This is a genomic window from Streptomyces sp. NBC_00536 (assembly GCF_036346295.1).
Lineage (GTDB): Bacteria > Actinomycetota > Actinomycetes > Streptomycetales > Streptomycetaceae > Streptomyces.
Map to the genome: position 1 here is coordinate 7154638 of NZ_CP107819.1, position 11655 is coordinate 7166292.

Annotated in this window: 11 protein-coding genes; 7 read left to right on the forward strand and 4 right to left on the reverse strand. The window is 71.7% G+C overall.

What is annotated here, in order from left to right; translation table 11 throughout:
• Positions 1-220: 220 nt before the first annotated feature.
• The gene (locus OHS33_RS30635) at positions 221-874 is read right to left on the reverse strand and encodes a histidine phosphatase family protein (RefSeq protein WP_330333650.1); all 654 of its coding nucleotides are present in this window, start codon (positions 872-874) and stop codon (positions 221-223) included.
• A 758-nt stretch (positions 875-1632) separates the two neighbouring features.
• Here OHS33_RS30635 and OHS33_RS30640 point away from each other — a divergent pair.
• Positions 1633-2274, forward strand: a complete 642-nt coding sequence (locus OHS33_RS30640) for a hypothetical protein (RefSeq protein ID WP_330333651.1) — start codon at positions 1633-1635, stop codon at positions 2272-2274.
• Positions 2275-2515: 241 nt separating this feature from the next.
• On the opposite strand, the gene OHS33_RS30645 is transcribed toward OHS33_RS30640, so the two are convergent.
• Positions 2516-2800, reverse strand: a complete 285-nt coding sequence (locus OHS33_RS30645) for a hypothetical protein (protein ID WP_330333652.1) — start codon at positions 2798-2800, stop codon at positions 2516-2518.
• 403 nt (positions 2801-3203) lie between these two features.
• On the opposite strand from OHS33_RS30645, the gene OHS33_RS30650 reads away from it, so the two are divergent.
• The 4 genes from OHS33_RS30650 to OHS33_RS30665 all read left to right on the forward strand — a co-directional run bounded on the left by OHS33_RS30650 (position 3204) and on the right by OHS33_RS30665 (position 9479).
• Positions 3204-5762: a discoidin domain-containing protein gene (locus OHS33_RS30650; RefSeq protein ID WP_330333653.1), complete on the forward strand. Its 2559-nt coding sequence runs from the start codon at positions 3204-3206 to the stop codon at positions 5760-5762.
• A 193-nt stretch (positions 5763-5955) separates the two neighbouring features.
• The gene (locus OHS33_RS30655) at positions 5956-6696 is read left to right on the forward strand and encodes a hypothetical protein (RefSeq protein ID WP_330333654.1); all 741 of its coding nucleotides are present in this window, start codon (positions 5956-5958) and stop codon (positions 6694-6696) included.
• Positions 6697-6768: 72 nt separating this feature from the next.
• Positions 6769-9198, forward strand: coding sequence for a WD40/YVTN/BNR-like repeat-containing protein (locus OHS33_RS30660; RefSeq protein WP_330333655.1), 2430 nt, complete (start codon positions 6769-6771; stop codon positions 9196-9198).
• Between the two features lie 26 nt (positions 9199-9224).
• Complete coding sequence (locus tag OHS33_RS30665) at positions 9225-9479, forward strand: ABC transporter permease (protein WP_330333656.1); 255 nt, start codon at positions 9225-9227, stop codon at positions 9477-9479.
• Between the two features lie 30 nt (positions 9480-9509).
• On the opposite strand, the gene OHS33_RS30670 is transcribed toward OHS33_RS30665, so the two are convergent.
• Positions 9510-10622, reverse strand: a complete 1113-nt coding sequence (locus tag OHS33_RS30670; RefSeq protein WP_330335269.1) for a CobW family GTP-binding protein — start codon at positions 10620-10622, stop codon at positions 9510-9512.
• A 145-nt stretch (positions 10623-10767) separates the two neighbouring features.
• Complete coding sequence (rpmG, locus tag OHS33_RS30675; protein ID WP_030162346.1) at positions 10768-10932, reverse strand: 50S ribosomal protein L33; 165 nt, start codon at positions 10930-10932, stop codon at positions 10768-10770.
• 63 nt (positions 10933-10995) lie between these two features.
• Here rpmG and rpmB point away from each other — a divergent pair, with 63 nt between their 5' ends.
• Both rpmB and rpsN read left to right on the forward strand, forming a co-directional pair.
• Entirely contained in the window at positions 10996-11232 is a 237-nt protein-coding gene (gene rpmB / locus OHS33_RS30680) for a 50S ribosomal protein L28 (protein ID WP_330333657.1), read from the forward strand.
• Positions 11232-11537: a 30S ribosomal protein S14 gene (rpsN, locus tag OHS33_RS30685; protein WP_330333658.1), complete on the forward strand. Its 306-nt coding sequence runs from the start codon at positions 11232-11234 to the stop codon at positions 11535-11537. The genes rpmB and rpsN overlap by 1 nt, the downstream gene beginning before the upstream one ends.
• The last annotated feature ends 118 nt before the right edge of the window (positions 11538-11655 follow it).

The following is an 11655-nucleotide window of genomic DNA, read 5'->3' on the forward strand; positions in this document are numbered from 1 at the left end:
TTCGGGTAGCCGGGGCACGGAGCGGACGATCAGCGGACCGCAGCCCCAGTAGCGGCCGCACCCGCCCGCCTCACTCCCTGCCATGGACCGAATACAGCCTGCGCCGGGTCTGCTCGGGCGGCATCCTGGGGCGGGCATACGGACGCAGTGCGCCGAGCGGAGATTCCGTGGAGGCCGCCGCCTGACCACGCGGCCCCGGCGTACCGGCTCCGACGCACCCTTACGGGCAGGTGCGCAGGTGGGCGGTGTCGTTGAGGAGGGCCAGGGTCCAGCTGCGGCGGCCGAAGCGATCGACGCGGTACTCGAAGCGGGTGATCCCGGCATGATCGGCGCCGAAGCCGATGCCGGGGGCGGCCGACAACGGGATGCCGAGGAAAAGATGGCATGCGGCGACGACCGTCTCCCCGTGGGCGGCGATCAGGACGGTCTGACCCTCGTGCCGCTCGACCAGGCGGGCCAGACCGGCTCCGGCACGGCGCAGGAAGCCGGCCCACGTGTCGGATCCGGGAGCCCAGGCCCGCTCCGGATGAGCGGCCGGCGCGCCCCCGAAGGCGGCCTCGACATCCCGCCAGGACAGGCCATCGGCGCTGCCGTGGTGCAGCCCGTCGAGGCCCTCGTCCGTGACCAGGGGCAGGCCGAGCACGGCGGAGAGCACAGCTCCTGTCTCCTGCAGGCGCCGCCGGGGCCCGGCATACAGGTACTGGACCGGCCGCTCGGTGTGATGCTCCACCACCAGGCGGGCCGCGGCGAGACGCACCTGCTCCACGCCCCGCACGGTCAGACCGGTGCAGGTCGCGGGCCCGCCGAGGAGCCCCGCGACGTTGCACCTGGCCTCACCGTGCCGGACAAAGATCAACTGTGTGCCGATGCCCACAGCACCCCTCCCGCCGGTCGGGCCTGCCGAGCACACGGCACGGCAGGCGCTCCGGCCATCGTCAGGGCCGCGGCGGAGCACGGCCATTCGGGGCCGGCGCCAAGGGAGCCCCGGCCGATGGCCGACGAGCACGTAAGCCTCAAGGTGCTGCAGGGCACATGCGCGACTAGCCTTGAAAGGTGAGCGCCGCAACTGCGGGCCGCCCTAGGCGGCCGAAGCACGTCAGCGGCTCAGGTGCCACACGTGACCACCCCGGGGGACGTACGCCGCAGGGCCGCGTACACGGTGGGTGCGTGCTTGTGCTTCCCGGAGTCACCCGGCGGCTCATGCGACCCGCGCCGCACGACTTCTTCTGCGGACGCGGCCCATTTTCCCGCGCCCCTACGGATCGGCGCGGGTGGAAGGAACTGACATGCGTATGCAAGGACAGAGGGCGAAGCGTCTCTTTGCGGTTTCCGCGGCCGGCCTGCTGATGGCGGGTGGCGCCGCACTCGGTACAGCAGGTACGGCTTCGGCCGCAACTCCGACGCAGACCGTCAGCCACGCCAGGGGCGGCGACTGCGGTGACAGCGACCACGGCTGGGGCGGCCACCAAAGCGGCTGGGGTCACAACAGTGGCTGGGACGATGACGATGACTCGGGCTATGGCCATGGAGGACACGACCACGGCGGCTACTGACCCACACCAGTGAAGGTGCGATGTGCGGACCCGTCACAGGGCCGCGCATCGTGGTGCCTTGGCAGGGAGGAAGCCCCCCATGACCACCTCCAAGTCGCAGGCCAGGATTGTGGCCGCCCTGCTGGTCGCATCCGGCTTTCTCGCCCAGGGCTGCGGCTCCGCTCCTGCCGCACCCCACCAACTCGCCGCCACTCAGTCGGTCACCAGAACCGGCCAGGCGTTGCCGAGTATTCCGGACGACGTCAACGGCGGGGGCCTGGGCGGCTCCTACGACACCTTCGTCACGTACGCAAACTCACCCCTGCGGGTGCAGATGGGTGACGAATTCTGGGCCGAACACGGCCTGGCCGTGCCGGGCAGGAACCTGACGGTCAACGCTTCCCGGACCCAGATCCTGGCAGCCTTCAACACGGCCTGGAACCAGGCCTGTGCATTCCAGTCCGCGGGCCACGCACCTCGAACTGAGCGTGGTTTCCTCTGGAGTTGGGTCGGCGGCAGTGATTCCTTCTACGCCTACCATGGTGCTGGACTTCTGCAAGGCTTCCCTCACTGCATGCAGTTCAGCCTCACAGCCAACGCATCCGAGGACACCCCCGGTACAGTCTCCCGCGACTTCAACGTCACCCTGCAAGAGGGAACTGACGCAAGCGGCAGTCCCATCCATGGCGTCGCCAACTTCGACTTCGAATCCGGCCGCTGGACGCTGGTCAACTTCCCGTAACCCGATGGCGCACGATCGAGCCTCCTGTGCGCAACTTGCGCCCCAAGCAAGGGGCGGGCGCGGTGCCCGGCGGTGCTGCCGCCGGGCACCGCGTTGTCCGCGGCCTGACTGACTCAGGTTGTCGAGCAGCCAGGAGCCGAGTTCCTTGGTGATCAGCCGGCCCCGCCGGCTTCGCCCGGCGACCTTGGCCACGGTGACGTGGTCGTCGCGCCGGTCTCCGGGGTTGTCGTCGCCCGGCGGGTCAGGCCCTCGCTGCCCCTGACCCAGTGGTGGCGCGTTCGCCGAGGGCGCGCAAGCGCATCCGGGCCCCGGCGAACTCCACCGTCTCGCCCGGCAGGATCAGCAGTCCCGCCTCGCCGTCCGGGCCGGAGCCGATCCGCCGGACCTGGACCGCCGGGCCCAGGCCGCCGGCCATGAACACCGTCGGGTCGACCTCCCAGCCGTGGCGGGCCAGCCAGCGCTCCAGCGCCTCGCTGTCCGCCGTCTCCGCCCCGCGTGGCCATGCGTATGCAGTCGTGCTCTCCATGCCTACCCCCTGTAGCTGATGGACCACCGGCCCAGATGGTGCCATCTGCCTCCGACAACGTCCCGTGAGTTCCGCTCGCGTCAACTCGTGGGGGAGGGCTTCTACTTGGTGCCTCAAGGTGGGCGTACCGCTTTGTCCTGGGGATCGAAGTGGCGTCTCGCGTCTGCGCCTTGGAAACCGCGCATGCCGGGTGTGGGCGACACCACTCGAAGGTGGCGGGTCGCTCCACCTCCGGTCCGGAGCCGGTCCAGCGGCGGGGACGGCTCCGCGTACGGCGGCGGGGACGGCTCCGCGTGCGGCGACGCCGGAGCGCGTCAACTGGTGTGTTCCACAGTCGAGTTGACGTGCGTTGACCTATCTTCTAGGGGCCCGCAGCGGTTCACGGTTCGCCCAGGAGGTCCGATTGCAGCCCAGACGCACCCGCGCCCTGTTCCGTGCGCTACGCCGCTCCCATCTGCTCATCGCCCTCGCCCTCGGTTCGCTGCTCGTCGGGGTCACTCCCTGGCTCGGCGTGGCGAGTACGGGGCCGGGCGGCCACGGCCCGACACCCCGGCCGGCGCCCGTACCCTTCGACCAGCAGACGGCGAAGCAGTCGCCGCACCACGGCGTGGCCCCGGCGAACGCCATGGAGCCGACGGCTCCCGTCCTCGACCGGACCGGATGGACCGCCACCGCGAGCGACGAGGAGACCACCGGGGAGAACGGCCGCGCGGCCAACGTCCTCGACGGCAACACCGCCACCATCTGGCACAGCAAGTGGACGGGCACCCCCGCCCCGCTTCCGCACAGCATCACCATCGACATGCACCGCACGGCGGTGGTCTCGGCGCTCGTTTACCAGCCCCGCACCGACGGCTGGTCCAACGGGCGCGTCGGTGAGTACAGCATCAGTGTGAGCGCGGACGGCCAGAACTGGGGCAGTCCGGTCGCCACCGGCACCCTCGCGGACGATGCCAGCGCCAAGACCCTCGGATTCGCCCCGCAGGGCGCCCGGTTCGTCCGGCTCACCGCTGCCACCGAGGCCGGCAACCGCGGCCCCTGGACCTCCGCCGCGGAGCTCAACCTGCTCGGCGACCCCGGAACCCCGGCCGCCACCGTCGACCTGCCCCGGACCGGATGGACGGCCACGGCGAGCGACGAGGAGACCGCCGCCGGGAACTTCCGCGCAGCCAATGTCCTCGACGGTGACGCCGCCACCATGTGGCACAGCAAGTGGACGGGCGGTACCCCCGTCCCGCCGCCGCACCGCATCACCATCGACATGCACCGCACGACGGCCGTCTCCGCCCTCGTCTACCAGCCCCGCAACGACGGCCCCAACGGGCGTGCGGGCGCGTACACCATCACCACCAGCACGGACGGCACCACCTTCGGCGCACCGGTCGCCGCGGGGACCTGGCGCGACGACGACACCGTCAAGACCGCCACCTTCACCCGCACCGAGAACGCCCGCTACGTACGCCTGACCGTGACCAGCGAGGCCGGCAACCGCGGCCCCTGGACCTCCGCCGCCGAGATACGCCTGAGCGGCCCGGCCAACCCGGCCGTCCACGGCTCCTGGGACCGGATCACCGGCTTTCCCCTGGTGCCGGTGGCCACCGCCGTCCTGCCGGGCGACAAGCTCCTGGCCTGGTCGGCGTACGCGGTCGACCGCTTCGGCGGCAGCAACGGCTACACCCAGACCGCGATCCTGGACCTGAAGACGGGCAAGGTCACTCAGCGCCGCATCGACAACACCGGCCATGACATGTTCTGCCCGGGCATAGTGATGCTCGCCGACGGCCGGGTCCTGGTCACCGGCGGCAGCAACGCGGAGAAGGCGAGCATCTACGACCCGGCCACCGATGCCTGGTCCGCGACGACCAGCATGAACATCGCCCGCGGTTACCAGGCCATGACCCTGCTCTCCACCGGCGAGGCCTTCGTCCTCGGCGGATCCTGGAGCGGGGTTACGGGCGACAAGGCGGGCGAGGTCTGGTCTCCGGACACCCGTACGTGGCGCACGCTCCCCGGCGTCCCCGCCGCCCCGGCGATGACGGCCGACCCGGCCGGCGCCTACCGCGCGGACAACCACATGTGGCTGCACGCCGTCTCGGGCGGCAAGGTGCTCCAGCTGGGACCGAGCAAGCAGATGAACTGGATCACCACCGGCGGGAACGGGAGCATCACCTCCGCCGGGACCCGGGCCGACAGCCAGGACGCCATGACCGGCAACGCCGTCGCGTACGACATCGGCAAGCTGCTCACCCTGGGCGGCTCGCCCGCGTACGAGAAGACGCCCGCCACCCGGCGCGCGTACACGGTGAGCATCGACGGCAACCAGGTCCACGCCGCGCGCACGGGCGACATGGGCTACGCCCGCGCCTTCGGCAACAGCGTCGTCCTGCCCGACGGCAAGGTCGCCGTGTTCGGCGGGCAGGCGTACCCCGTGCCGTTCAGCGACGCCACGTCCGTGCTGACCCCCGAGCTGTGGGACCCGGCGACCGGAAGCTTCACCCAGCTCGCCACCATGGCCATCCCGCGCAACTACCACAGCGTGGCGAACCTGCTGCCCGACGGGCGGATCTTCTCCGGCGGCGGCGGCCTGTGCGGCGACTGCGCCACCAACCACGCCGACGGGGCCGTGTTCACGCCGCCGTACCTGCTCAACGCGGACGGCTCGGCCAAGCCGCGTCCCGTCATCACGAGCGGCGTGCCGCCCCAGGCCGCCGCCGGCACCACGCTCACCATCGCCACGGAGGGGCCGGTGGCCTCCTTCGTCCTGATGCGGGCCGCGGCCGCGACCCACTCCACGGACAACGACCAGCGGCGGGTGCCGCTGGTGTCCACGGCCGCGGGGACCGGTACGTACACGGTGTCCATCCCGGCCGACAAGGGCGTGGTCCTGCCGGGCACCTACATGCTCTTCGCCCTGGATGCCCAGGGGGTGCCGAGCATCGCCCGCTTCATCAGCGTCTCCTGACGGCACGTCGCGGCGTCCGCCCCCGGCCGGGTCCCCGGCCGGGGGCCTTTCTGCTGGCCTGAGCGCGGTGTGCTCCGGTTGCCGCTCGGTGGGCACGGGGCGACAGTGATATAAGGCGACAGCGATACAACAACCGCGGCTCGTGGCCGGCGCGTGACCGATTGGGGGCCAGGTGCCCAGGATCCCGCGCGGCGTGGCCGACGGACCCGCGGGACGGGCCGTGGTCCACGACCGGCAGGGAACTCTCATTGCGCTGGACCTGGAAACCGGCGCGGTGATGTGGCGTCATGGCCGCGATCTGCGCCCCTGCGCGATCGTGGACGGGAACGTGGTGGCGCTGCGCGTCGGTACCTCGCCCGTGCCCGTGCTGGACGTCGAACTGCTCGACGCGGACGAGGGAACCGAGCGCTGGACATCGCCTCCGATCGGGCTGCCGGCGTGGGCTCGGCCGACACTGCACGACTCGCCCGAGTTCACGGTCGACACCGTGGACGCCGCGACGGCGGACCAGGACCCGCTCGTGATCCGGTGGACCGCCCGGGCCCTGTACGGAGGCGGGGCGCCACCCGGTCCCGAGGTGGCGGGGAGTCAGCCCCGCGAGGCGCACGGCGCCCTGCGGGTCGGCGTAGCGACTCCCTCGGTGGAGGCACTGACCGGGACGGAGCCGGAGCCGGAGCCGGATCCGGAGAGGGAACCGGAACCGGAATCGGAGGTCCCGGCGGCGCCGCAGCAACCGCCCCACCCGCCGCTCGCCGCCGACGTGCTGGACTACGGGCGGGTCGGCGGCCTGCGGGTGGAGCTCACCGTCCGCCCGGGCTCCGGCGCCGAGGACGCCGTAGTACTGCGGGCGGTGCGGGAGGACAGCGCCTCGCCCGTCTGGGAGGTGGTGCTCGACGAGACGGCCGGGAGCCGTCCCCGCAAGCTCCGCCCGTAGCCCACACCGAGCCGTGGGCACACGCTGCCACGGCCACACCGACCAGGATCCCCTCGCAATCAGAGGTGCATCATGACCGTCTCGGACGAACAGGTCGCCACAGCCAAGGACATCAGCGTCGAGCAGGTGCGGTTGCTCCGCAAGAGCCGGGGTGCCACCAACGAGACGCTGGAGGGCCTTCCCGTCACGGCGGTGCGCCGGGCCCTGCGCCGCCTCGACTATCCCGACCTGCCCAACGCACGGGTGCTGTTCCGGCTCGAACAGGAACGCGGCGATGACGGCCGGGTGCCGCAGCACGCGCAGGGGACGGCACGCGCCCGGATGCGCTCCCTGGCGCGGAGCACCGCCCAGGCTCCGCAGACCGCGGGTGTGCCGACCGGCCATCACCGCGGCGCGCGGGCGGACAGGCCGGCGCCGACCGCGGGGATGGCGCTCACCCAGTGGGAGTGGCTCGGCCCCGGGAACATCGGCGGCCGCACCCGGGCCATCGTGGTCGACCCGGGCCACCCGAACAAGATGTGGGCCGCGAGCGCAGGCGGTGGCGTGTGGGTCACCCGTAACGGCGGCGCGAAGTGGGCGCCGGTGGACGACTTCCTCGGCAACCTCGCCTGCGCGTGCATGGCGATGGACCCCTCGGACCCGTCGACGATCTACGTCGGCACAGGCGAGGGCTTCTCGAACGGAGACGCCCTCCGCGGCAACGGCATCTTCCGCACCACCGACGCGACCACGTGGACCCCCTTGCCGGCGACGCAGACCGAGGATTTCCGTGCGGTGAACCGGATCGCGGTGTCCGCATCGGGCGAAGTGGTCCTCGCGGCCACCGATACCGGGCTCTTCCGCAGTGCCGATCCGGCCCGGGCGACCTGGACCCGGGTCCTGGACATCCCGCCCGGCCAGGTCGCGTTCGATCCGGGTGACGACGCCCGGGCGGTGGCGGGCGCACTCAACGCGGGCGAGGCCTGGTTCAGCGCTGACGGCGGGCTCACCTGGCAGGCCGCTGCCCACGGCCCGTGGTCGGGCCGGGTCGAACTGGCCTACGCGGTGAAGGATCCCACGGTGGTCTACGCCTCGGTACAGGCGCAGACCGGCCAGATCTGGCGGTCGGCCGACGGCGGCAGGACGTACCAGAGCAGGAAGACCCGGGGCCCGGGCGGCAAGGTGGCCGATTACCTGGGCGACCAGGGCTGGTACAGCAACGCGATCTGGGCGGGAGACCCGACGAACGCGGACCTACTCGTCACGGGTGGCGTCAACTTGTGGCGGAGCACGGACGGCGGCGATCACCTGGCCGAGATCAGCACCTGGTGGGACCCGGAATCGGCGCACGCCGACCACCACGCCATCGTCTCGCACCCCTCCTACGACGGGTCGCACAACAGAACGGTGTTCTTCGGCAATGACGGCGGGGTGTTCAAGGCGGCGGACCTCGCGGTGGTGGGGACGGAGCCGAAGGCGCCGTTCGTCGACGGCTGGACCGAGCTGGTCAACAACTACGGCGTCACGCAGTTCTTCGGAGGCTCCGGCAACACCGTCAGCGGAAAGATCATCGGCGGTGCGCAGGACAACGGCACGCTCTGCTTCGACCCCGCGGCCGGGACCGAGGGATGGAAGGAGTTCCAGGGCGGCGACGGCGGCTGGTGCGCCTGCGATCCGACCGACCCCCAGGTCCTCTACGGCGAGTACGTCTTCCTGAACATCCACCGCAACGACGACGGCGGCGCCACCGATGACCCGGACCGGTACATCAGCGGCCAGTTCTGGAACCCCGCGATTCCCGGCTGGGACTGGAAGCCGCCGCCGTTCCGGATTCCCGACGCCAAGAACCAGCAGGCGCTCTTCATCGCGCCGTTCGTCATGGATCCGGGCAATCCGCAGAGGCTGCTGGCCGGCGGGCTGTCCCTGTGGCGGACGGACAACGCGAAGGCGCCGAACACGCCGACCTCGGGGCCCACTTGGCAGGCGGTCAAGCCCAGCGCGGGATCGCTGATCAGCGCGCTCGCGGTGGCCCCGACCGCCTCCGACGTGGTCTGGGTGGGCCACCGCAACGGCATGCTCTTCCACACCGCCAACGGCACGGCGGCGACGCCGACTTGGGATCGCGTGGGAGTGACCGGCCCGAGTCCGCTGCGGCCGCAGCGGTACTGCACCTGCATCACCGCCCACCCGGCGGACGCGAAGACCGCCTACGTCGCCTTCGGCGGGTTCGAGCCGGGCAACCTGTGGGTGACGCGGGACGGCGGCGCACAGTGGACCGATCTTTCCCCCACGCTGCCCGACGCCCCCGTACGGGCCCTCGCCGTACATCCGCGGCGCCACGCGTTCCTCTACTGCGGTACCGAGGTCGGCCTGTTCGCGAGCGAGGACACCGGGACGACCTGGTCGCCGACGAACGAGGGTCCGGCCAACTGCTCGGTCGACGACCTGTTCTGGATGGACGAGACCCTGGTCTGCGTCACCCACGGCCGCGGCATGTTCCGGATCGACCTCTCTTCGGTCTGACGGCCCCGATGGTGAAGGTGAGCACGATGATGCGCAACGTACGCCTGCGGGGCTGGATCGAGGCGATCGCGGCCTCCCTCAGCGGACTGCTGTTCCTCCTGACCCTGGTCTGGCCCGACTGGATCGAGTCGGCCTTCGGAGTCGACCCCGACCAGCACAGCGGAGCACTGGAGTGGGTCGTCGTCGCGGTCGCGCTCTGCGCCACGGTCGTCTTCTCCCTGCTCGCGCGCACGGAGTACCGCAGGGCGCGGCAGCGCGCGGCGGGACCGGTCACCGGCTGAGGCAGGGATCTCCGGTTGGCTGACCGGACTTCAGGAGACGGGGTCCAGGAGCTGGGCGAAGGCGGCCGGGAGCCGCTTCCAGGCCTCGGGACCCGCCGCGTACTCGGTGTCGGTCAGCAGGCAGGAGTCGAGGAGTTCTGCGAGGCCGTCGCGGTCGAGGCCGGGGGAGGTGAAGACCAGGTGCTGGCAGCAGTCGCCGTGCTTGGGATGCCAGTCGAGGGCGGCGGCGGCCCGGCGCACCGCGGGTACGAGTTCCCAGGCGGCGTCCGGGAGCGAGGCGAGCCAGGGTCCGGCGCCCTCCACGCAGAGGGCGCCGCCCGCCGCGTCCCAGGCGAGCAGCGTGTCGGGCCGGTCGGCGAGCCAGAACCGGCCGCGGCTGCGGGCCGCCGCGCAGCAGAGGTCCTCCAGGGCTTCGTACAGCCGCTCCGGGTGGAAGGGCCGGCGGCGGTGCCACACCAGGGTGGCGACCCCGGCCTCGTCGGCCTCCTGCGGGAGGAGCGCGCAGGCGGGATGCTGGGCGGCGGCGGCGCTCTCCACGTCGAAGCCGGCGAAGGCCAGCCGCGTCAGTTCCACTGATCCCACCGGTACCTGACGGGCCGTCGGGTGGAGCTGGGAGAGCAGCGCGCGGTCCTCCTCGTCGGCCTCCTCGCTGTCGGCGAGCGCGAGCACGGGCGCGTACTCCAGCTGCCGGGCCCAGGTGTCCCCGATGGTGCGCCGGTCGGTGGCGGCGGCGGCGAGCCCCGCCTCGGCGAGGTCGTCGCCGTTGCCGAGGCAGGGCAGGACGAGCGCGGGGTCAACCGCCGTGATGACGTTGGAGAGTTCGAGGACCCGGCCCCCGTGGGAGGCGATGACCTCGGCCATCGCCTTCGGCTCGACCGAGTCCCACAGCTCGACGACGGCCAGGCGCGTCAGACCGCTCGCGGCCAGCCGCTCCAGCTCGGGGACCAGATCCTCCCGCAGCGCACAGCAGGCGCAGTCGTTGACCAGCGGCGTCCGGTCGCTGGAGAGGACGCCCGAGGCGTCGCGCAGGGTCCGGATCACCTCCCCCTCGGCGGCCGACGACAGGTCGTGGTGCAGGGCGACGCTGTCCGGCACGCCGCGCAGCAGGTGCTCGACCGTCTCCCTGCGGGCCTCGGCGTGCATGCCGCCGACGATGACGACGGGCAGGGTCACTTGCGTCCCCCGTGGGCGGGGTGGATTCCAGGCTTCATGGAGGTGTCTCTCTCTCAGACTCTCGCGGGCTCTCGGAGGGCTCTCGGGGGCTATCGGGCTCTCGGGTGGGGAGGGGTCAGCGCTCTTCGCGGAAGTCGACGTGCCGCCGGACGACGGGGTCGAACTTGCGCAGCACCATCCGGTCCGGGTCGTTACGCCGGTTCTTGCGGGTGACGTACGTGTAGCCGGTGCCCGCGGTGGAGCGGAGCTTGACGATCGGGCGTACTTCGTTGCGTGCCATGAGGCTAGTATACGACAATGGAAATCGTTTCCATCTAGCTTTTGCGAGAGGCAGGTAACACCCTTGTCCGCCCACTGTCAGCTGACCGGCGCCCAGCCGGGCTTCGGCAACGCCATCTCCCACTCGCACCGGCGCACCCCGCGCCGATTCGACCCCAACGTCCAGCGCAAGCGGTACTGGCTCGCGAGCGAGGGCCGCCATGTCCGCCTGGTCTTGAGTGCGAGGGCGATCAAGACCGTCGACGTGATCGGCGTCGAGGCCGCCGTGGCGAGGATCCGGGCGCGCGGGGTGAAGGTCTGATGGCCAAGAAGAGCAAGATCGCGCAGAACGAGAAGCGCAAGGCGATGGTCGAGCGGTACGCCGCCCGGCGCGCCGAACTGAAGGAGGTCCTGCGCAGTCCGGCCTCCGGCGAACCGGAACGGGCCGCGGCCCTGGCGGAGTTGCGGCGGCAGCCGCGCAACGCCAGCGCCACCAGGGTCCGCAACCGCGACAGTGTCGACGGCCGCCCCCGCGGCCACCTGCGGAAGTTCGGACTCTCCCGGGTCAGGATGCGGGAGCAGGCGCACGCGGGCTTCCTGCCGGGAGTGACCAAGTCGTCCTGGTGACGTCGTCAGGCCCTGGAACGAGATCAGGCCCCGGCCCCCTTGAGGGGGTCGGGGCCTGACGAGTTAGCTGAGGCTCACCTTCGGGTGAGGGGGGTGAGGGGGGTGAGGGGGGTGAGCA